A 22162-nucleotide genomic window follows, 5' to 3' on the forward strand; every position below is an offset into this window, starting at 1 on the left:
TTAATGTTAGTAAATATGGAATTCTTATTCCAGCCTTCTAATTAAAATCAAACATGTGAAAGACTACAAAAAATTAGTTGACGAGACTTTATTCTTTATTGCTCAAAAAGGATGGGCCATTAACGAAAACTCTTTCTACGATTCGTTAGCGTTGTTTTTAGGCGAGAAATTAGACATGGCTTATGTGCTAATTGACAAAATTGGCGAAGAAGAAGGGAGCGTAGAAACGATTACATTTGCTGCAAATGGTGAGATAAAAACCAACATTTCATACCCTCTTCAAAACACCCCTTGCGAAAACGTAGTAGGCAAAAACCTGTGTGTTTATTCTAACAATATTCAGAAACTTTTCCCTAAAGACGATATGTTGGTGCCTCTAAAGGCTGAAAGTTACATTGGCATTCCTCTATGGGATTCTGAAGGAAAGGCAATAGGCTTAATTGCTTTATTAGACACAAAACCAATCACTAACGCCTCGGCCATTGAGACCATCCTACAAATTGTGGCTGTTCGGGTAGCTCATGAGATAGAGCGGAACAATTATGAACAAGCGCTGCTTAACAAAAACAAGGAATTAGAAAGGCAAAACAAAGAATTAGAACAATTTACTTATATCGCTTCACACGATCTTCAGGAACCCTTGCGCACCTTAACAAGTATCAATCAGCTGTTTCAGAACGAGTTTCAAGGGAAATTAAATGAGCGAGGCGATACTTATTTAAAGTTCATCAACCAATCGGCTCAGAGAATGCAACTCTTGGTCAAAGGTTTATTGGATTACTCTAAAATTGGAAAGCTCGACAACTTTACTGAAGTGGATTGCAACCAAGTAATTAGTGAAGTTTTAGCTGACATTTCACTGACTATAAATGAAAGCAAGGCGAAGATTACAATTGAAAATTTACCTATAGTGCGAGGCTATAAAACTGAACTGAACCAGCTCTTTCAGAATTTGATCGTCAATGCAATGAAATTTAAGGATAAAGATGTAATCCCTGAAATCGAAATTTCAGCCACTGAGCTCGAAAAAGAATGGTTGTTCTCTGTAAAAGACAATGGTATTGGCATAGATGAAAATGATAAGGAGAAGATTTTTGTGATCTTTAGAAGGTTACATGATAGAAGTAAATATGAAGGTACTGGGATTGGCCTTTCCAACTGTAAAAAAATAGTAGAGCTACACAACGGGAACATTTGGGTAGAATCTGTGTTAGGAAAGGGAAGCACTTTCATTTTTACCATTCCCAAAGTTTAAATCTGTGAATAATAAACTCAACTGCATATTGCTGATCGATGATGATGATGCCACGAACTTCATTCATCAAATCATCATTAAGAAATCTAATATCGCAGAACAGATCGTCACAGCCTTAAATGGGAAACAAGCAATTGAATTTTTAACTAAGAATGGTGAAGATGCTAATACCGAGAATACTCTCCCTTCATTAATTTTTCTCGACATCAACATGCCTGTAATGGATGGCTGGGGGTTTATCGAAGCCTATAAGGGACTAAGTGAAAGCATAAGAAAGCAGATCGTTATTGTAATGCTCACCACATCATATGATCCTGACGATAAAAAAAGAGCGCTACAGATTCCTGAGATTTCTGAGTTCGAAAAGAAACCTTTAACCTTTGATATAATCAACCGACTAATGGAAAAACACTTTCCCGAAAATAGTTAAGTGAAGAAAAAACCTTGATTGAGAAGTGAGTTTGAGAATTAAACTCTTACTTCAAAAACAAGTTTGCATCCTCAGTCCCCACCCTAAAAGTAGAGCACATATCAGTCGTTATAATAGTGTTCCTTCTTGCAAGCCTTTTCCAGTAGCGATATTCTTTACGGTTTCCTAAAATTTGTAGAGAGTGCCTGTAACCAAGAATAGGAGGTTGTTCTTCCCAATATGGGAAGTCTCCTTTTTTTACACGATTCCAGTTAAGTTTATCTATTCTTTTACCAACAACAATGTATTTCTCCCCCAACTTGAACCACATGTTGCAACTGTCCATACCAAACTGGTTGACGATAACGGTTTTTAATTTGGATTCACCCTTAATGACGGAATCTATTTCGAAAATAACATTCATGCCTCCTTTACTTTCATTTGAAGTAAAATCAGGCTTCTCATCATCAGGATGGAGCACCTCAATGGCACTGCCCACAAATACATAATCATATTTTTCGATAAGTCGCTTCACCACAGCGTCATCTATTCCAGCACATTCACATGCATTCGTTATTTGCGGTAAACATAGCAAAGCTAAAATCAGAGGAAGGATCACAAGTCTCATCATAGGCATATTTAAATCCATATGAACTTACAAAAGAATCAACAACTAATCTATTCGTTAAACAAAAAAACCTGTCAGTCTAGAAACTAACAGGTTTAAAAATCATAGTTCTCTCTTCAACCTAAAAACTTTCTCTCAGTTCGAAAGTCTTGCGCATTCGGTTGATCATTTTTGTAGACTCTTCAAAGTTCAGCGTTTGCTGGCCATCAGAATAGGCTTCTTCTGGCTTTTCATGCGTTTCGAAGATCACGCCATCGGCACCTGCCATAATACTGGCCAAAGCGATAGGCTCTACAAAGTCACGGATACCAATTCCATGCGATGGATCTGAAATCACTGGTAAATGCGTTTTCTCTTTCAAAACAGCAATCGCATTCAAGTCCATGGTGTTTCTTGTGGCGCTTTCATAAGTACGGATACCTCTTTCGCAAAGCAAAAGCCTTTCATTTCCTCCACTAAAAACATATTCCGCAGAAGAAAGCAGTTCGTCAATGGTGCCAGAAATACCACGCTTGATCATTACGGGTTTATCTACTTTACCCAATTCATCCAGCAGGTTGAAGTTTTGGGTGTTCCTCGCCCCTACCTGATAAATATCGGTGTACGGATACATTTCAGCAATTTGCGAAACCTGCATAACTTCAGTAATGATTTTAATACCTGCTTCTTTGGCCAATTGATACCACAACTGTAAGCCTTCAATACCCAAACCACGGAAAGAGTAAGGCGAGCTTCGGGGTTTGTATACGCCTCCACGCATAATAGAAATGCCGTTTTCTTTCAAGTGACCAATCACCTTTCTGATCTGGTCTTCACTTTCGATAGAGCATGGCCCAGCCATAATTTGAAAACCACCTTCTTCAATCACAACGCCATCGCCAAGGTCGATAATGGTAGGTTTTACCTTCCACTTTTTCGATACCAGTTTATAGTCGTCAGATACAATATGAATATCGCTGATGCCTTCCATATGACCGATTTCACGGATATCGAAATCTTTTTTACCGGTTCCAATCAGGTATTCTCCCTTTTGGGTAATCACGGTGGTCGGCTTATATTTCAAGCCCTTTACTCTATTGACAATAGCCTCTTTTTGGGCCGAATTAATGTCTTTCTCGAATTGTATAATCATGGTATTTAGTCATTGGTCAATAGTCATTGGTCAATAGTAACCAGTGACTATGAATTCTAATTTCTTTAAATATTTTTGGTGCCTCTAATCCCTGTTTTTCTGATTCACAGATATACTGTTTCACTGATTCCTGATCACCCAATCACTGATCTTACAAAACCAGAAATCTTCTCTTCCAAATTCCCCTCTTCGGAAATGGCTTTAATAAAGGCACTGCCAATAATGGCTCCGTTGGCATTTTCACAGGCTTTATCAAAGGTTTCTGCATTTGAAATACCAAAACCTATGAGGGTCGGATTTTTCAAGTTCATATTTTTTACGCGAGCGAAATAGTCGGATTGATCGAGTGAAATACTGGTCTTTGCCCCAGTGGTACTCGCTGACGATACCATGTAGATAAAGCCGTTTGAGTTTTCGTCAATCTGCCTAATTCTGGCCTCAGAAGTTTGAGGAGTGATTAAGAAGATATTGTACAAGCCATGCTTTTCAAACATTGGCTTATAAATTTCTAAATACTCAAACATCGGTAAGTCAGGCAGAATCACCGCGTCTACTCCTACTTCTTCGCACTTTGCGCAAAAATTTTCTACACCAAACTGCACAATTGGGTTTACATACCCCATCAGCACAATCGGTACAGAAACTTTGTCTCTAATGCCTTTCAATTGGTTAAACAACACTTTCAATGTCATGCCGTTTTCCAAAGCCACACCATTACTTTCTTGAATGGTCGGCCCATCGGCAATAGGGTCGGAATACGGAATCCCAATTTCGATCAAGTCGGCACCCGAAGTTTCAAGTGCTTCTAAAATTGTAGTGGTATCGTTCAGCTGTGGGTAACCCGCAGTAAAGTACACGTTCAATACGCGCTCCTTTTTGTCCTGAAATAATTTATCTATTCTGTTCATTTTTGTGTGTCTTGGGTCTTGCGTAATCAGTGTTGAGCTGATCACTCAACACTCAATACTATCTACTCCATACTCCTAATATTTTCCCCATTTAATGTAAGTCTCCAAATCTTTATCGCCACGGCCAGAAAGGTTGATGACCACTACATCGGAAGAATTGAAAGTCATTTGATTGAGTGCGGCAAAAGCATGCGCGCTTTCTACGGCTGGAATAATTCCTTCGGTTCTGCTCAATAGCACGCCTGCTTTCATGGCTTCTTCATCGGTTACGCTGTAGAATTTCGCTCTACCTGTTTCAAATAAATGGGCATGTACTGGGCCAATTCCAGGGTAATCCAGTCCTGCAGAAATTGAATAAGGTTCTACAACTTGGCCGTCTTCCGTCTGCATTAAAAGTGTTTTACTACCGTGAAGAATACCTGGTTTTCCTAAAACCGTAGTTGCTGCAGATTCTCCCGTATGATTTCCCAAACCAGCGGCTTCCACCGCTACTAACTGCACGTCTTCTTCATTATAATAATGATAGAAAGCGCCAGCAGCATTGCTACCTCCGCCCACGCAAGCAATCACATAATCTGGGTTTTCTTTGCCCTTCTTCTCCAACAATTGGGCTTTAATTTCTTTGCTTATGACCGACTGAAAACGAGCCACCATTTCAGGATACGGGTGAGGCCCCACTACCGAACCGATAATATAGTGCGTATCGGTTGGGTTGTTGATCCAATGACGCATGGCTTCGTTAGTGGCATCTTTTAGGGTTTTGCTTCCGCTTGTGGCAGGACGAACCTCAGCGCCTAAAATGCGCATCCGCTCTACGTTTGGTTTTTGACGCGCCATGTCCACTTCGCCCATGTACACAATGCATTCAATGCCCATTAGAGCACAAACCGTAGCGGTTGCTACCCCATGCTGGCCTGCACCAGTTTCAGCTATAACCTTCTGTTTGCCCAGCTTTTGCGCCAACAGGATTTGGCCTACTGTGTTGTTCACCTTATGCGCTCCCGTATGGCAAAGGTCTTCTCTTTTGAGGTAAATTTCCGCACCGTACTTTTCAGACAAACGCTCTGCTAAGTACAGCGGTGTTGGGCGACCGACAAAATCGCGCAGCAAATGATTGAATTGCTTTTGAAAATCAGGCGCCTGAACAATCTGCTCATAGTTCTCTCGTAGTTCTTCAATGTTTGGATAAAGCATTTCAGGAATAAAGGCTCCACCAAAATTTCCGTAATACCCTCTTTCGTCTACTTGTATTTTCATTTCCTTTTGTTTTCTAAACTCTTATATATTCGAACCGTCATTGCGAACGCTTGCGCATTAGCTTCAGCGTTGGCGAAGGAAGTAGACTTGTCGATAGACAAGGTTACGACCGCGCCAATCTGTTTATTCCAACCTCGAAACTGCCGCGTTCTTTATCTCCCGCTGGTCGAAAAGAACTCGCAGTGACGGCTCTGTACACTGTCCGTTCGAACCGTCATTGCGAGAAACAAACCTTACGATAGTGAAGGTTTGTGACGAAGCAATCTCACTGTATCTAAAAAAGAGATTGCTTCGTCACCTTTCTTTGCTATCGCAAGAAAGCCTTCTCGCAATGACGATTCTAAATTAAATTCTTCAACTCCTTCAATCTCTCCACATCCTTCAACCCAGGTTCAATCTCAAACTTTGAGTTGACATCAATAGCATAAGGTTGAACTTTCAAATCGCTTAACGATTCAATGTTTTCTAGGTCAATTCCACCACTTAAAAAGTAAGGAACTGCACCATCATATTCATTCAATAACCCCCAGTTAAACAGCTCTCCATTCCCTCCTCTTTCTTTTCCTTTGGTATCGAAAAGAAAGAAATTAACATTGGGCTTATACCTTTCTAATTCACCGAAATCAAAACTTTCTCCCACCGAAAAGACCTTCATTACCTTAATTCCGTTCGCTTTTAGGTCAGAACAGTACTCTGGTGTTTCATCACCGTGAAGCTGCACTAAATCCAAACCAAATAGAGCTACTCTTTCTTTCACAAAATCAAGTGTTGCATTTACAAAAACACCTACCTTTTCTATACTAGAAGGAAAAGCATTCAACAACTGAGCATCCAAACCATCCGCTACATCACGCTTCGATTTTCCGTAGAAAATAAAGCCCATATAATCAGGCTGTAGCCTCAACAGCTCGCTGATATTGGTGCTTTCTCGCATGCCACAGACTTTTAGTTTCATGGTTAGTTATCAGTTATCAGTTATCAGTTATCAGTTATCAGTTATCAGTTATCAGTTAAAACGAATTTTTATCAGCGATTTCAGTTCCCTGTTTCTCTGTTTTCTGATCAACTATTTCATTTTTTCCTGATTTCTGATTTTCTGATCAACTTTTTCCTTTTTTACACTGAAAGCTGTTTCCTTACTTGTTCGACAAACTCAGCTGCTGCACGCTCTGGCCTGCCGGTTTTCATAAAGGTCTCGCCAATTAAAAAGCCTTGGAAGCCCACCTTTTTCAACTCAACAATCGTAGAAGGGTCGCTAATACCGCTTTCCGAAATCTTCACAAACTCGTTCGGGATTTTGTCCACCAACATTTTTGAAGTTTCAATACTGGTTTCGAAAGTCTTGAGGTTACGGTTGTTTACTCCTACCACATCTAAATCTGGTGAGAGGTACGGATGCAACTCTTCTTCATTGTGAATTTCCATGAGCACTTCTAACTGAAGCGTTTTGGCAAATGCCGCTAATTCCTTCAACCGCTCTGGTGTCAAGCAAGCCGCAATCAACAAAATAGCATCAGCACCAATCGACTTGGCTTCAATGATTTGGTATTCATCAATGATAAAGTCCTTTCTAAGTACTGGGCAGAAGTTGAATTTTCTGGCCGTAGAAAGGTCTTCGTTCTTTCCTCCGAAAAACTCAGAATCCGTCAATACAGAAAGTGCCGAAGCACCTGCCTGCATGTAACCGATTGTAGTTCTTTCTACCTTGGCGTGGGCATTAATCACGCCCTTCGAAGGCGATTTACGCTTGAATTCGGCTATAATTCCCGATTTATCTTCGCGCAGCAAATACTTTTTCAACGAAACTGTTTTGCTCTCGAAGTAAATGCTCTGCTCTAATAATTTAGGAGGAAAAAGCCCCTTCCGTTCAGCTACTTCTTTCTCTTTGTGTGCTATGATTTTTTGTAAAATATCCATTCTATGTCAGTTATCAGGGATTAGTTAATCAGTGGATCAGTGAATTATTGTCATCCATTCTACTGATTACTGATTCCCTGTTTTCTCGATTTTATAAATCTAATAATGTCTTAAATACCTTGAGTGCCTTCCCCGATTCAAGCGATTCCCGTGCGTAACCCACTGCATCATCGGAGCTATAGCCTTTACCGCATTGTAAAGCCATAGCCGAATTGGCAATCACTACCTCGTTTTGGGCTTTTTTACCTTCGCCTTTTAATATCCTCTCGAAAATTTTGGCCGATTCTTCCACGGTTTCGCCACCAAAAATGGCTTCGGGCTGAATTCGGGTAAGACCTAAATCTTCAGGTTGAACAATTTCTTCCTGCAAATGCGTGATTTTCTTAAAACCTCCTGTCAATGAAATTTCATCATAACCATCGAGGGCATGCAAAATCACAAACTGCTTATCGGTTTTTTGGTAAAGGTAGCCGTATAATCTGGCCAACTCTAGACTAAACACTCCTACCAATTGTTTTTTCGGGAACGATGGATTTACCATTGGCCCCAACATATTGAAAAAGGTTTTTACGCCTAAGTCTCTTCGAATGGGTGCTACGTTTTTCATAGCTGGGTGAAAAAGTGGTGCATGCAAAAAGGCAATTCCGCTTTCGTCCAAACTCTTTTTGAGCTTACCAATGTCGTTGGTGAATTCGTAACCGAAATGCGCCATCAGATTCGAAGAACCAGAAACAGAGGACACGCCATTGTTTCCGTGCTTGGCTACGTTCTGCCCTGCACCAGCCACTATAAATGAGCTTAGTGTAGAGATGTTAAAGGTGTTCTTTCCGTCTCCGCCTGTTCCACAAAGATCGATGGCATCGTATTCTGGAATATCTACCGGCACACAAAGTTCTAGCATGGCATCGCGAAAGCCTTCGAGTTCCTCCACTGTGATACTTCGCATTAAGTACACCGTTAGAAATGCCGCCACCTGACTCTGATTGTATTTCCCCAATGTGAGGTTCATCAAAATCTCCTTTGCTGTGGTCTTATCCAGCGATTTATATTCTATAAGTTGGTTTAATATGTCTTTCATCTTCTTTTATTAGTTATCAGAAATCAGAAAATCAGTGGATCAGGATTTAGTAAATGAGGTGAGTTCCTGTTTTCTGATCACCGTTTCACTGTTTACTGAATCATTGAGCCAATTCTCAAGCAATTTATGCCCATACTCTGTCATGATGGATTCTGGGTGAAACTGCACTCCTTTAACATCATATTCTTTATGACTGATGGCCATGATTTCACCAATTTCGTCATAGGCGGTTACTTCAAGTTCACTTCCTAGATCCTCCTTACTCACATTCCAGCTGTGGTAATGGCAAATTTCATATTCGCTTGGAATGCCATTGAAGAGTCTGTCCTCAGGCTTCACCACTTTAATTTTGCTCGAAACACCATGCAATACTTCGGACATATTATAAAGTGAAGCTCCATATGCCTCGGCAATGGCCTGATGCCCCAAGCAAACACCTAAAATACTTTTGGTTGCCCCATAACGCTTTATCAGTTCAGGCATAATTCCCGCTTCTTCTGGAATTCCTGGTCCAGGAGAAAGCAAAATCTTATCATAAGCCTCCACTTCGTCTAGTGCAATTTGATCGTTTCGTACCACGGTCATTTCTGCATCGCCCCCCAACTCGCGCAGGTAATGCACCAAGTTGTAGGTGAATGAATCGTAGTTATCTAGTATTAGTATCTTCATTTTGTTCAGTTATCGGTTATCGGTATATCAGGAATCAGTTTATCAGGGTTTATTGTTTCTCCTGTTTGCTCTTAACTAAGTAATTGATGTAGCCGTTAATGATTCGAATACATTCTTCCACTTGTTCATCGTACTTCTTTGCTAGTTTCTCATCAATGTATCCTTCATCATAGGCCACAGTTATGTGGTCTTGTATTTCAGTTAAAGAACCTCTAGAAACCCTACAAAACTGGATATTCTCCTGATAATGAAACCTTCCGTAGCCTTCAGCTAAATTGGCAGTAACAGATCGCGAAGCCCTGATAATTTGATCAACAAGTTTGAATTTCTCCTCGACAGGAAAAGTCTTTGTCAAAGCCGATATATCGTTCCTTAGCACTCTACCCTTTTTCCAAGCTTCTAAATCCTTAAAACTCTTCATCTGATTATTTTTTTCTCCGTTCCTAATTCCTGATCCACTGATTTTCTGATCCCTGATTACTACTATCTAATATTCTCCGCCATTTCAATGGCCTTTCTCAATGCTCCTAGCTTATTATTTACTTCTTGTAGTTCAGAGGCTTTGTCTGATTTAGCGACTACGCCAGCACCTGCTTGAAAGTGTAGATTGCTGTTTTTGCTCAGAAAAGAACGGATCATAATGGCATGGTTGAAATTGCCATCGAAACCCATGAAACCAATAGCGCCACCGTAATAGCCTCGTCTAGTTTTTTCGTATTCGTTGATCAGTTGCATGGCACGGACTTTCGGAGCGCCAGAAAGCGTTCCAGCTGGGAAAGTGCTTGTTACCATGTCGGTTGATAGCACATCGGCATTCAGTGTTCCTGTTACCTTCGATACCAAGTGAATAACATGCGAGTAGTATTGAATTTCTTTATAGGTATCCACTTTCACATTCGATCCAGCACGACTTAAATCGTTGCGTGCCAAGTCCACCAACATGACGTGTTCCGAATTTTCTTTTGGATCATTATGAAGTGCCTTGGCCAACTCTGCATCTGCCTCATCGTTTCCTGTACGTTTGAAGGTTCCTGCAATCGGATGGATAGTGGCCTCGCCATCTTTAATCACCAATTGTGCTTCGGGCGAAGAACCGAATATTTTGAAGCTACCGTAGTCAAAGTAGAAAAGGTAAGGCGAAGGATTTACCGACCTTAGGGCACGATAAACGTTAAACTCATCTCCCTTAAAGCCCTTCTGAAACCTTCTCGAAAGCACAATCTGAAATACATCCCCTCTGTGACAATGATCAATTCCTTTTTGAATGATGTTCAAAAATTCATCATCTGTATAGTTAGAGCTTTCTTCGGCTATGGTTTTGAATTCGTAAGATGGATAGTTCTTATTGTTCACCAAATTGATAATTGGCTCCAAACCTTTAGGTGCAGTTCCTTCTGGCGAATGCTCAAAAACATAGAGTTCGTTTTTGAAATGATCGATGGCGATGACATAGCGGTACACATGGTAAAGCACATCGGGAATTCCATATTGATCTTCTTTCTTTTCGTTTACTGGAATGTTCTCGAAATACTTGACCGCATCGTAGCCAATGTAACCGAAAAGGCCATTATTGATGAATTTGTAAGGGTTATCATCTGACTCGAAGCTCTTTGAAAAGGCACTGAGCTCATCACCCACCTTACTGTTTTCTACTTGGTATTGCATTTCCACTTGGCCGGGCAACTGCTTTGTCAATTGACCATCTTTCAACCTAAAACTGGCCAAAGGCTCGCAACAGATGTAAGAAAAGCTATTGTCATTTCCATGATAATCAGAGCTTTCCAGCAAAATTGGATTCTCGTATTTGTCGCGCAACTTTAAGTAGATACTCACCGGGGTGACGGTATCTGCCAATAGTTTTTGCGAGGTAGTATTTAATATAATCTTGTTCATTTTTCGGTTCTTCAATGGCCTAAAACAAAAAAAGCCTGCGTGAAGCAGGCTTTTGAATATCGTTATATTACATATAGCATGTGTTTCACATCAACTGAGTTCAGTTAAATGCCACCACCATGCGCTATGTAAATTTGTGTTTCTCATTATGCCCCAAATCTAGGAAAGGATTTTTCTAAAGCAAACAGAAAATTAAAATTTTCCATTTGAGGTTACTTTTCTATCCAGAAACTGAAGTGAAAAGCCATTCAACCGACATTCTTGTTTTTATCATTGAGGAATACCTTAAATTGTGAGCTCAAAAAAACGCTTAAGCCATGACCCGCAAATTGAATTTTTTAGTTGCTGCAATTCTTCTTTTTTCTTTCAACTCGTTAGCCTTTCAGGGGCAAAAACTTCAAGAACAAGTAGACTTAACTTCTAAGATTACTGGCCATACGGAAATCAAAGGCAATACAAAACTAAAGGATCGTCATGCACAAGAATCGCGTGAAATAGTAGCTGATTTCTTAAAGAATGAGCTTTCTGAGTTTATCGATCAAGTTGAAATTGAGAACTACAGCGCCACGGGAAATAATGTGGTAGGCACCATTATGGCCACTACAAAAACTGATGAATGGGTAGTTTTAGGTGCTCATTATGATTCTGTAAAAGATTGCCCTGGCGCAAATGATAATGCCTCAGGTGTGGCTTTGGTGTATTCTGTAGCCAAGCATATTGCAGGTTTAAATTCACGTAAATACAATATGAAGATTGTTTTCTTCGATGAAGAAGAGCGCGGCCTAATAGGCAGTAAAGCTTACGCTAAAAAACTAAAGGATGAGAAATTCAATATTGTTTCGGTACATACCATTGACCAAATGGGTTGGGACAATGATGGCGACCGCGGTTTTGAATTGGAAATGCCTACCGAAGCACTAAAAGATCATTACTTAAAAGTAGCCAAAGATTATGGTTATGAATTCCCAATCCATATGTCTACCGTAACTTCTACCGACCACCGTTCTTTCAGAAATGTGGGCTTTAATGCCATTGGTTTGACTGAAGAATATGTAAACAAAGACACTACTCCACATTACCACAAACCAACCGATACTTTCGAAACCATCAACTTTGAATACTTAGGAACAATTACAGTATATGTACAAAAGGTATTTGAGGAGTTGTTGAAGTAAAGGCTGCATAATTATTAATCCATGAGGCTTAACCCTATTTTTGGCTTTCTTATAAAATCAAATTGATATGCTCGGTTTAAAACTTGCCACAGACCCACGTTGGGCACATTTAGCAGAAACTAATATTGAAGAAATTCTAACAGACCATGCTTGGTGCGAACAAAAAGCAGCTACCAATGCCATCACCATTATTGCGGGGAATTCGGAACATACTGAACTGGTAACTGAACTACTGATTTTGGCGCAAGAAGAGCTCGAGCATTTTAGAATGGTGCATGAAATCATAAAGAAACGTGGCTATACTTTAGGGCGAGAACGAAAAGACAGCTATGTCAATGAACTTTTTAAAGCGAGAATTAAAGGTGGCAGCAGACAACAAAGCTTGGTAAACAGACTCTTATTTTCTGCCATGATTGAAGCCAGAAGCTGCGAACGCTTTAAAGTGCTCTCTGAAAATATCAAGGACGAAGAACTCTCTAAATTTTACTATCAACTTATGGTAAGTGAAGCTGGGCATTATACTACATTTCTAGGTTTTGCCAAAAAATACGGTGAAGGTTTAGATGTAGATAAACAATGGAAAGAACTGATTGAAATCGAAGGCGAGATTATACAACGCTACGGTAAATCAGAGACGATTCACGGTTAATTCGATCAAGCAATAGTAAAGACTATAAAAAAACGCCCTTTCAAGAAAGACTTGAAAGGGCGTTTTTTTAAGGTATTGATTTTTAATTATTATTCAACCGAATCATAACAGGCCTGTGGTCGGATACTTGAGATTCAAATGTGGTTTGACAATTGTCGAGTTTCAATACTAGGGTTTCTGTTGCCTTTGTAAAAAGCTCATTAGTGATTAGAATTTGATCGATTTGGCTAGGCCAAGAAGGGTACGACCATTCACTTGAAGGCCCTTGAGCAATAGGCATGGTAGCAAATTTATAGTTCGCATTGTCATCGATAAAGTTCTGATAAACATTATCTGCTTGGTCTACAATTTCATCATTAAAATCTCCGAGTAAAATCACATTCTCATTTGGCAAATTAGTATCAATGTAGTCTTTCAGTAATACAGCCCCACTTCTTCTTCTGTCTTCTGAACCATTACAACACTTCATATGAACATTAATGATGTTCACCGTCAAGCCGTTAATATGCTGAAATTTCATGTATAGTGGCCTTCTTACACTGGTGAAAGCAAAATTGTAATCGTCATTACTGCTTTCTGGAAATAGGTTTTCGGGTTGCGTCAATACTGTAACTTCAGAAGTCTTATACATATATCCCACCCACTGTGAGCCTGCATAGTCCTCAACATGACCCGACCAGCCATCTAAAGCATCAACAAGAGCATTAAACTCTGACTTTGAGGTAATCTCTTGAAGTGCGATTACATCCACATCTGTATCTTCAATGATTGTTTTTACCGCGACCGCAGTATTGGTGTGCACCGGGAAATTTTCAATATTCCAAGTCACCACTTCTAGAGTACTCTCTCCAACTTCCGGCAGACAAGCATCGTAATTTGGGGTTTCTACCACCGGATCTGGCGTTGGGATATCTCCTCCCCCACAAGCTGTTGCCAAAAAACAAATCACTACCACCGATCTCCACAACTTCATAATGTTTTTTTTGTGCAAAATTAAACGATATTTCATGCATTGCATGATTAATCTCTATCAATTCGTATTAAGCTAACATTACCTTTTTCGCGCTGAAAGTCAAAGATCTACTCACAAATACGGCCATATAGTTTCCAATTAGAAATCACCTTTACATAATCTCCATCGACTTGAAAAACTTCACTGATCGGTTTCCATTTAGCATTTGAAGTATCAAAAGCTCCAGAAACATCATAGTCTGCAAGCTTCCCATTTACTACCGGCACTTGGATTTCGACTACATCTTTCGTCTTCACCCAAACCTCTACCTCAAAGGCTTCCGCTTTAGGATTGATTAAGTAGGTAAACGTTTCGGCTTCCCAAGTTTTCAAGTCTACCTCGCCTTTTGATTTCTTCACTACTACATCTTCAGTTCCGAAATCATCCAAAGCCAATTTGAATCTAATTTTGACTCCTTCGTGCATGCAAAATGTAACGGTTTCTGTTCCAAAATCAAGTTCGGTAACCGTAACTTTTGGAGTATTTTTTAAGTGGTGAACATTTGGAAGTTGGGCACTAAACAGTATTATCGAAACCAATACCGTACACAAGCCAAAAGAAATCCGAGAACCCATTTTTAGACGTATTTTACTTATTTAATAACCTTAAGCGACCTCTCATTCATTACTTTCCAGCCCGCCAAAAAAGTAACCAAAAACGACAAGGCAAGAATAACCATTTGATTTAAGTCCTCAAAAGCAAAACTACTTCCCACAGTAGCATAACCCGCTTTAAAAACGTTAATAAAACCCAGAACGCTAGCAACAAAAACAGTAATTAGCATGGCCAAATTCATTCCAAACCCATTCCTATGTACTTTGAGGTAATTTGAATTATTACAGATTAGCCAAAGAAAAATAGCGATCACAGGAAGGATTAACCCATTGGCTGCCTGGGCCAAAATTATTACAGGAATGGGCTTCACGCCTGTCATACCGAAAACCAAGCCAGTGAGCATTACGCTTCCCCAAGCCAGCCTATATTTTAAGCCATTGGCCTCCCAACCTTTTTCACTTTTGGCTACACTCTTTAAAGTAATGGCTGCTGCTAATGGCGCTGTAATGCTGGAAGTAAAGCCTGCCGCAAAAAGGCCTATTGCAAACGTATAGGACATCCAAACACCGTTATTCTTTGTCAAAGTAGCTGCTAAATTTTCAAAGCTGAATTCCCCCACTACCGAAGACCCCGCCAATAAAATGGCCGTAGAGATCAATCCGCCAATTAAAATGGCCAGTACCAAACCAAAACGCATAAAAGACAAGCTTTGCCCTTTCGCCAAGCCTGAACCCATAAAAATATTATAAGGCACAATGGTGGTTCCTACCAAGCCTAAAGTGATCAAAACAGAACCCTCTGATAAAGAAGGAATGAAAGCACCCTTCAATAAATCTGCTCCATTAATCGGAGTGCTTAAGCCCGAAATCAGAAAAGCGACTCCCATAATGGCCACCACAAAGCCCATAATATTGGCTACGGTTTGCGTTTTACCGCTCCACAATACAAGAGTGCTTACTCCTACAATAATCAAAGTGAAAACGGAAGGTTGGATACCAGTAAAAATCAATGCAACGCCTGAAATCGCACCCAAAATATTTCCAGCTTCATAAGCAGCACAGCCCAAAAATATAGCTACTCCAATGCTCAGTGCTACTTTTTGCGACTTAAACCTATCCTTAATGGCTTCGCCCAAGCTGAGTTCGGAAGCAATGGTAATTCTAGCCGCAGATTCTTGTAAGATAATACAAGCAAAGACCGAAAACACCAATGCCCAAAGTAAGCTATAACCATAGCCAGCACCAGCGGCAGCCGCTGTAGTTACAGTACCGGGCCCAATAAAGGCGGCAGCAACGATCATCCAAAAAAGTAAGCTCCACAGTTTTGATTTCATCTCAGCAAGTTAAAAAGTAAAAGCTAAAAACCCTTTCACCAAATATTTGCCCTAAACTCATCAAAACCGTTATCTTGGCACTCTATTAAAACTATGCAACGACTTTTAATCACCTCATTTCTCATTCTCTTGTCAATCAATGCCTTTTCTCAAAAAACTTGGGAACACAAAGGCATTACCATGACTCAATTAGACACCCTTGGAGATGGATATGAGGCATTAAGAGGTTCCTTTATTATAAAAAATTCAAGCATCTATGAAGTCATGAACCTCATTTTAGATGTAGATGGTTATGACTGGGTAGAAGGTGAAAGCAAATCCAAAATGCTCTTGGTAGATAAACAGGATTCCTCTTTCACATTCGATTTCTTTGTCGACATCCCCTGGCTTTTTGTCAAGAAAACAGGTCGAGTAAAAGTAGATGTCAGGTACGAAAACGAGACTTTTCATACTCGATCCACCCAAATAAAAGAGTATAATAGAAATGAGGACTACGATTTAGTGGATTTCTATTCTGCTCAATGGAAATTGCAAAAGCACGGGGCAAATGATGTGAAGGTTAACTACTTGGGCGTATATCAGGATCAAAAAATGGTAATTAACCTAAACAGTATCATTATCAGTAGAATTAGAAAACGATTGAGCGGCACGCTGTATAACCTAAAAGTAAGGGCTTCGGAAAAAGTAAACCCCGTTCAATCGCTGGCATGGCCAATGGAAAAAGCCAATACCCAGTTCAAGTCAGATAGAAATCAGTAAATACCTTTATTCCTGTCAAACTCACTTGAATAAATTTCTTAAACCAATATGAATATTTAGTTCTCTTGGCGTTATTCACGTGTACAAATTCATTTACTTTTTAGATGTCAAAAATTAAAGTTGCGGTGGTTTTCGGTGGGCGATCTACCGAGCACGAAATTTCCCTTATATCTTCAGAAGGTATTCTGAAACATATTAATAGATCGTTGTTTGAAGTCATTCCACTGCGAATTGACATTGGAGGCCATTGGTTTTTACAAGACACTGAAAACACGCATGATAAAGTAGGAACCTCTGTAACCTTGATTCAGGGTGAAAAAGGAGCTGCAGTGCTGGAAAACGGCTCTGGAAAAATATTAAGAGAAATCGACATTGTCTTCCCTGTATTACATGGGGTTTTTGGGGAAGACGGAACCATTCAAGGCATGTTGAAAATGCTCAATGTGGCCTTTGTAGGCTGCGGAGTTTTAGCTTCAGCTACCTGCATGGACAAAGATGTAACCAAACGTTTGTTGCGCGATGCCAACATTGCCATCGCCCCTTATGTTTGCGCTACATGGACTCATCAACCTAATTTCGAAAAGGTAGAGCAAGAGCTTGGTCTTCCACTTTTCATCAAGCCTGCTAATTTAGGTTCTTCCGTAGGTGTGCATAAAGTAAATTCCAAAACGGAATATGATGCGGCCTTACAAGATGCGCTAAAGTACGATAGCAAAGTGCTTATTGAACAGAATATCAACGGGCGCGAAATCGAAGTGGCGGTAATGGGCAATGAAAAGCCGCAAGCGTCTTTACCTGGCGAAATAGTAAACACAGCTGGTTTTTATGATTTCGAATCCAAATATGTAAGTAAAGATGCTTCGAGCATTCATATTCCAGCCCAACTCACCGATGAGCAAATCAACGATGTTCGCGAAATGGCGAAAAGGGCATACACTACATTAGGTTGTGAAGGCCTTGCCCGTGTCGATTTCTTTATCAGCAACGATGGCACTATTATGATCAACGAGATTAATACGCTTCCAGGCTTTACGCCTATTAGTATGTATCCAAAAATGTGGGAAGCCACAGGTGTAAGTTATTCTGAATTAATTGAGTTGCTTATTCAGTTTGGCTTGGAAAGATTTGAAAGAGAACGACAGTTAAAAATTGTTGCTCGAGAGGTGAAATAACGGCCCTGACAAATCAGGTTAAAACAGATATTCTCTTTTTATTTGCCCTAGCCCTTGACTTTTTAACTTTTAAATAGAAATTGCCTTAAAATTGAATCAGAAATAAACTATGAGCTCACCAAGTCCCAAGCCAAGGGTAATTAAAGATTTTGACAAGCTGGACGTAGAAATCCAAGAGCAAATTAAGCTTGAGTATCCTGAAGGCTTTGAAGACAACCTTATTTACTTTACCAATAAAGATGGTAAACGTGTATCTGCCCTTCCTTTCGAAACTGAGGAAAAATATTACCTTGTTCGAATGACCGTTGAAGAAGCACAACAAATCATTGAAGATGACGATGATTACGATGCAGACGGTAACCTCAAAGATGAGATTAAAGAGGAATACGAAGAAAGACATGCTGAAGATGTGGATGACGAAGACGAAGGTACTGGCTTCGACATTGCAGATGATGAGGACGAAGATGATGATGAAGACTAATCTTCATTCCTCTATTCAACCTCTTACTTAAAACTTACTACTTCTTATACATTATGAAAATTGGCATTATTGGTGGCACAGGCATGTTGGGTCACCATTTGGCCATAGCCGCCCAATTGCGACAGTACGAAGTAGTGATTATTCATCGAAAAGACTCCAACCTATCCCATATTAAAGACCTTAAGTTCGAAAGCCGTATTGCCGACCTAAACGATAGAGGCAGTATGATTCGAGCCATGGAAGGATTAGACTATGTAGCCAATTGCGCTGCCTATTACCCTACTGTTCCCAAACCACTCGCTCAAGAAATTAAGACTGCCCGTTTGCAAATGCAGTTCTTTATTGATGGCGTTCGCGAAGCAAAAGTAAGTCGAGCATTGTATGTGGGCGGTTCCATTGTTCTGCCCAAAAACCCTAACGGCTTAGGCCACGAAAGTCTAGACTACCCTCAAGAGCCAGAAAGCACTAATGCCTATTTAAGGGTAAAATGGCTCATGGATTATATGGCCAAAATAAACGCTGAAGACGGCCTGCCTCTTGTAATTGGAATTCCAAGTATGACTTTTGGTGAATATGATTATTCCCCTACCACAGGCCGGTTAATTCAAGATGCGGCCAATGAAGAAATCCCGGCTTATGTTCATGGGCTTCGAAATGCGGTTTATGCTGGCGATGCAGCCCGTGGTTTACTATTGGCATTAGAAAAAGGTCGTTTTGGGGAGCGATACTTGATCACTGGTGAAAATACTTCGATAGAAGAAATCATTAAAATGATTTGTGAGATTGCCCAAGTTCCCATGATCAAAAAGACCATTCCTTTGAACATGGCCAAATTCATTTCTAAATCACAAGAAATAAAATATACGCTTTTCAGAGGCTCTCCTCCTACTCTTTCCTCAACGGCAGTGGCCATTTTAGCTTACGGTCAGCATTTGGATGGAAGTAAGGCTAAAGAAGAATTGGGTTACGAACCTGACCTTACCGTGAAAGATGCTATCGAAAGAGCTTACAATTGGTTCAAGAAAGAAGGTTATATTGAGTAAATTTTAACTCCGCTGCCTTATGTCGATACAAGAGAACCGCCTGCTTATCGATCAGTTTTACACTGCATTTGCCCAAAAGAATGCCGAAGCCATGAATGCCTGCTATGCCAAACAAGCTGTATTCGAAGATCCAGCCTTTGGTCGATTAAATGATTCAGAAATCACTTCTATGTGGTCGATGTTGATAGAAAGAGGTGGGAAAGATTTGACGGTGACCCATAAAATACTTGAGGTAACTAACGGAAAAGCCAAAGCTCAATGGACGGCTGTGTACCCTTTCAGCAAAACACAGCGTGTGGTGCACAACAAAATTACTGCAGAGTTTATTATTGAAGAAGGGAAGATTGTTTACCACAAAGATCGTTTCAATATGTGGAAATGGTGTTCGATGGCACTGGGTTTACCCGGAATGCTTTTAGGCTGGAGTGGCTTTATGAAAAACAAAGTGCAAAAAACTGCTTTATCATCACTTCATAAGTACATGCAAAAATGAAACAAATAGACATCAATTGCGATATGGGAGAAAGCTACGGCAACTTTTCAGTTGGCAATGACAAGGCTATTTTTCCTCATATTACCTCCACCAATATTGCCTGTGGCATGCATGCTGGCGATCCTTACCATATTCAGAAAACCATAGAAATGGCCATTGCTCAAGGTATTCAAATCGGTGCGCATCCTGGCTATCCTGATTTACAGGGTTTTGGTAGAAGGGTGATTCAAATGTCTGTTGAAGAGTTGTCTGCCTCTGTCAAGTATCAGGTGTCTGCTTTAAAAGGAATGGTGGAAAGCGCTGGAGGGCAACTGAAATATGTAAAACCACATGGTGCACTTTACAACGAAATATCCAAGAATGAAAAGGAAGCTGCCACCGTTGTGAAAGCCATTAAATCCATTGACCCAACCCTTATGATCATGGGCTTAGCAGGCAGTCACATGAAGCACATTGTGGAAGCAGAAGGCATGACTTTTATTGCCGAAGCATTTGCCGACAGGAGGTATGAAGCTGATGGAAAGTTGATGAGCAGAGGAAAAGAAAACTCAGTAATTCATAATGCTGAAGCCGCTGTTAGTCAAGTGCTATCAGTTATTAAAAACGGCTATACTCAAACACTGAATGGCGAAAAGGTTGAATTGCAAGCGGAAAGCTTTTGCATTCATGGCGACAATCCTCAGGCGGTGGAAATTCTAAAAGCCATTAAATTAGGTTTGGAAGAAAACGGAATAACTCAAAAAGCCTTTTCAACACCATGAAAATTGTGCGCTTTGGCGATTCAGCTTTGCTCGTGAATTTTGAGCAGAAAATTGATGAAGCCATCAACAATCAGGTGCTTTCACTGTATAAACAACTTCAAGAGCACAAAGAAGTTACTTTTCTTATCCCGGCTTATTGCTCGTTAACAGTGGGTTTTAGTGAGAACACTTCGTTCAAAACTCTCTCTAAACAAATTGAAGAACTAAACTCAAAAATCCAATCGAAAAACCTAGAGTTAAACTCAAAAATCATTCATATTCCTGTTTGCTATGAGGCACCTTACGCGCTCGACATAAATGAAGTAAGTGAAAAAACTGGCCTGACTCAGCAGGAAATTATTGATACACATTGCCAAGAAACTTACAAAGTATACATGCTCGGTTTTGTAGCGGGCTTCGCCTATTTAGGCAGTTTGCCCGAGCAATTATTCTGCCCTAGAAAAGCAGAACCAAGAAAAGAAGTTTTGGCGGGTTCAGTCGGTTTAGCGGGTTTGCAAACTGGAATTTACCCAGCAAATGCACCGGGCGGATGGCAAATTATAGGCCGCACTCCTATCCCTACTTTCAACCCTAAAACAGAAAACCCTACGCTTTTAAAAGCGGGTGATGCTGTCAAATTCAAATCTATTTCTTCTTCAGAATTTGAAGAGATAGAAAAGCAAGTATCCAGCAATACATTCAACTTAGAAGAGTATTATGGCTAGGCTGCATTTTTTAAAACCGGGTTTACAAACTACCATACAGGATTTGGGTAGACAAGGTGTGCAGGATTTGGGCATCCCCATCAACGGAGCCATGGACAAAGCTTCGGCTCAACTTGCCAATCAGTTGGTTGGCAACAATGCTAATTCCCCAGTTTTAGAAATCACTTTACTAGGGCCGAAAATTCAATTCGAAGGCCCATGTCAAATTGCGATTACGGGTGCTGACCTTTCTGCGGAAATTAACGGAAATACAATACCATTATTCAGAACAATAAACATTGAACATGGGGATGTATTGAGCTTTGGTAAACCCCTTATAGGTTGCAGGGCTTATCTGGCCATTAATGGAAAGTGGGACATTCAAAGTTGGTTAGGAAGCTTTAGTGCTTCGGCCACAAACACAGCCCAAACTACACCTGACAGTATAATCGTCAAAGATCAAATCTTAGAGATTATCCGTGGCAAAGATCAGCCTATTATTACTATTTCTGAAAGTGAAAGACCAAGTCTATCCATTGAAACCCCAATAAAAGTGTATCCCGGGCCAGAATTTGAGGCTTTTTCTGCTGTTGAAAAACAAAGCTTTTTTGGCGACCGCTTCACCATTGGCCAAGATTCGAATAGAATGGGTTATAGACTAAATGAAGCGCTTAACGGCTATACCAAAAAGGAAGAAGTGATTTCGTCAGGGGTAATTCCCGGCACCATACAAATCACCAATTCAGGTCAACCCATCGTTTTAATGGCCGATGCTCAAACCACTGGCGGCTATCCAAGAATTGCCAATGTAAGTTCAACCGAGCTGGATAGACTGGCTCATTTTAAACCTGGAGATACAGTAAGGTTTGAGTTGATAAGTTTTAAATAATAGCCTTTAAA

Annotated in this window: 25 protein-coding genes; 12 read left to right on the forward strand and 13 right to left on the reverse strand. The window is 40.3% G+C overall.

Annotated features, from left to right (window positions below; all coding sequences use genetic code 11):
* The first annotated feature begins 55 nt into the window (after positions 1–55).
* The gene (locus AWW67_RS13085; RefSeq protein WP_062302300.1) at positions 56–1255 is read left to right on the forward strand and encodes a sensor histidine kinase; all 1200 of its coding nucleotides are present in this window, start codon (positions 56–58) and stop codon (positions 1253–1255) included.
* Positions 1256–1259: 4 nt separating this feature from the next.
* Complete coding sequence (locus AWW67_RS13090) at positions 1260–1685, forward strand: response regulator (RefSeq protein WP_062302302.1); 426 nt, start codon at positions 1260–1262, stop codon at positions 1683–1685.
* A gap of 46 nt (positions 1686–1731) precedes the next feature.
* Here the strand turns inward: AWW67_RS13090 and AWW67_RS13095 are convergent, their stop codons facing one another.
* The 10 genes from AWW67_RS13095 to AWW67_RS13140 form a co-directional block, all read right to left on the reverse strand.
* Complete coding sequence (locus tag AWW67_RS13095; RefSeq protein ID WP_141655457.1) at positions 1732–2295, reverse strand: hypothetical protein; 564 nt, start codon at positions 2293–2295, stop codon at positions 1732–1734.
* Positions 2296–2413: 118 nt separating this feature from the next.
* The gene (gene aroF, locus AWW67_RS13100; RefSeq protein WP_062302305.1) at positions 2414–3424 is read right to left on the reverse strand and encodes a 3-deoxy-7-phosphoheptulonate synthase; all 1011 of its coding nucleotides are present in this window, start codon (positions 3422–3424) and stop codon (positions 2414–2416) included.
* A gap of 134 nt (positions 3425–3558) precedes the next feature.
* A complete protein-coding gene (gene trpA, locus AWW67_RS13105) occupies positions 3559–4332 on the reverse strand; it encodes a tryptophan synthase subunit alpha (RefSeq protein WP_062302307.1) in 774 nt (257 codons plus the stop codon).
* A 75-nt stretch (positions 4333–4407) separates the two neighbouring features.
* Positions 4408–5589, reverse strand: a complete 1182-nt coding sequence (gene trpB, locus AWW67_RS13110; protein ID WP_062302308.1) for a tryptophan synthase subunit beta — start codon at positions 5587–5589, stop codon at positions 4408–4410.
* 340 nt (positions 5590–5929) lie between these two features.
* Positions 5930–6544: a phosphoribosylanthranilate isomerase gene (locus AWW67_RS13115; protein ID WP_062302309.1), complete on the reverse strand. Its 615-nt coding sequence runs from the start codon at positions 6542–6544 to the stop codon at positions 5930–5932.
* 161 nt (positions 6545–6705) lie between these two features.
* Positions 6706–7506, reverse strand: a complete 801-nt coding sequence (gene trpC / locus AWW67_RS13120) for an indole-3-glycerol phosphate synthase TrpC (protein ID WP_062302311.1) — start codon at positions 7504–7506, stop codon at positions 6706–6708.
* A gap of 91 nt (positions 7507–7597) precedes the next feature.
* Positions 7598–8584 carry an anthranilate phosphoribosyltransferase gene (gene trpD / locus AWW67_RS13125; protein ID WP_062302312.1) on the reverse strand — a complete coding sequence of 329 codons (987 nt, stop codon included), beginning with the start codon at positions 8582–8584 and terminating at the stop codon, positions 7598–7600.
* A gap of 39 nt (positions 8585–8623) precedes the next feature.
* Positions 8624–9253: an anthranilate synthase component II gene (locus AWW67_RS13130; RefSeq protein ID WP_062302314.1), complete on the reverse strand. Its 630-nt coding sequence runs from the start codon at positions 9251–9253 to the stop codon at positions 8624–8626.
* Between the two features lie 49 nt (positions 9254–9302).
* Complete coding sequence (locus AWW67_RS13135) at positions 9303–9674, reverse strand: four helix bundle protein (RefSeq protein WP_053224269.1); 372 nt, start codon at positions 9672–9674, stop codon at positions 9303–9305.
* Between the two features lie 62 nt (positions 9675–9736).
* Entirely contained in the window at positions 9737–11146 is a 1410-nt protein-coding gene (locus AWW67_RS13140) for an anthranilate synthase component I family protein (RefSeq protein ID WP_062302315.1), read from the reverse strand.
* Between the two features lie 317 nt (positions 11147–11463).
* On the opposite strand from AWW67_RS13140, the gene AWW67_RS13145 reads away from it, so the two are divergent.
* Together AWW67_RS13145 and AWW67_RS13150 are read left to right on the forward strand one after the other, a co-directional pair.
* Positions 11464–12321 carry a M28 family metallopeptidase gene (locus tag AWW67_RS13145; protein ID WP_062302317.1) on the forward strand — a complete coding sequence of 286 codons (858 nt, stop codon included), beginning with the start codon at positions 11464–11466 and terminating at the stop codon, positions 12319–12321.
* Positions 12322–12388: 67 nt separating this feature from the next.
* Complete coding sequence (locus tag AWW67_RS13150) at positions 12389–12970, forward strand: MiaE family protein (RefSeq protein WP_062302318.1); 582 nt, start codon at positions 12389–12391, stop codon at positions 12968–12970.
* 82 nt (positions 12971–13052) lie between these two features.
* Here AWW67_RS13150 and AWW67_RS13155 read toward each other — a convergent pair whose 3' ends face one another.
* The 3 genes from AWW67_RS13155 to AWW67_RS13165 all read right to left on the reverse strand — a co-directional run bounded on the left by AWW67_RS13155 (position 13053) and on the right by AWW67_RS13165 (position 15870).
* Positions 13053–13943: an endonuclease/exonuclease/phosphatase family protein gene (locus tag AWW67_RS13155; RefSeq protein ID WP_176700054.1), complete on the reverse strand. Its 891-nt coding sequence runs from the start codon at positions 13941–13943 to the stop codon at positions 13053–13055.
* A gap of 107 nt (positions 13944–14050) precedes the next feature.
* Entirely contained in the window at positions 14051–14557 is a 507-nt protein-coding gene (locus AWW67_RS13160; protein ID WP_062302321.1) for a hypothetical protein, read from the reverse strand.
* A 17-nt stretch (positions 14558–14574) separates the two neighbouring features.
* The gene (locus tag AWW67_RS13165; protein ID WP_071387138.1) at positions 14575–15870 is read right to left on the reverse strand and encodes an NRAMP family divalent metal transporter; all 1296 of its coding nucleotides are present in this window, start codon (positions 15868–15870) and stop codon (positions 14575–14577) included.
* A 93-nt stretch (positions 15871–15963) separates the two neighbouring features.
* Between AWW67_RS13165 and AWW67_RS13170 the strand changes: the two genes are divergently transcribed.
* From AWW67_RS13170 to AWW67_RS13205, 8 genes are all read left to right on the forward strand, one after another.
* A complete protein-coding gene (locus AWW67_RS13170) occupies positions 15964–16629 on the forward strand; it encodes an SRPBCC family protein (protein WP_062302322.1) in 666 nt (221 codons plus the stop codon).
* A 104-nt stretch (positions 16630–16733) separates the two neighbouring features.
* Positions 16734–17801: a D-alanine--D-alanine ligase family protein gene (locus AWW67_RS13175; RefSeq protein WP_053224211.1), complete on the forward strand. Its 1068-nt coding sequence runs from the start codon at positions 16734–16736 to the stop codon at positions 17799–17801.
* A 109-nt stretch (positions 17802–17910) separates the two neighbouring features.
* Entirely contained in the window at positions 17911–18282 is a 372-nt protein-coding gene (locus AWW67_RS13180) for a hypothetical protein (protein ID WP_053224212.1), read from the forward strand.
* Positions 18283–18335: 53 nt separating this feature from the next.
* The gene (locus tag AWW67_RS13185) at positions 18336–19325 is read left to right on the forward strand and encodes an NAD-dependent epimerase/dehydratase family protein (protein ID WP_053224213.1); all 990 of its coding nucleotides are present in this window, start codon (positions 18336–18338) and stop codon (positions 19323–19325) included.
* A 19-nt stretch (positions 19326–19344) separates the two neighbouring features.
* Positions 19345–19818, forward strand: a complete 474-nt coding sequence (locus AWW67_RS13190; protein WP_062302324.1) for a nuclear transport factor 2 family protein — start codon at positions 19345–19347, stop codon at positions 19816–19818.
* Positions 19815–20579 (forward strand): LamB/YcsF family protein, encoded by a 765-nt coding sequence (locus AWW67_RS13195; RefSeq protein ID WP_062302325.1) that lies wholly within the window; start codon positions 19815–19817, stop codon positions 20577–20579. Before AWW67_RS13190 ends, AWW67_RS13195 begins: the two co-directional genes overlap by 4 nt.
* Positions 20576–21283 carry a 5-oxoprolinase subunit PxpB gene (pxpB, locus tag AWW67_RS13200; RefSeq protein ID WP_062302326.1) on the forward strand — a complete coding sequence of 236 codons (708 nt, stop codon included), beginning with the start codon at positions 20576–20578 and terminating at the stop codon, positions 21281–21283. The genes AWW67_RS13195 and pxpB overlap by 4 nt, the downstream gene beginning before the upstream one ends.
* Entirely contained in the window at positions 21276–22151 is an 876-nt protein-coding gene (locus AWW67_RS13205; protein ID WP_062302328.1) for a 5-oxoprolinase subunit C family protein, read from the forward strand. The genes pxpB and AWW67_RS13205 overlap by 8 nt, the downstream gene beginning before the upstream one ends.
* Positions 22152–22162: the final 11 nt, after the last annotated feature.

The organism is Roseivirga seohaensis (assembly GCF_001592945.1).
GTDB lineage: Bacteria > Bacteroidota > Bacteroidia > Cytophagales > Cyclobacteriaceae > Roseivirga > Roseivirga seohaensis.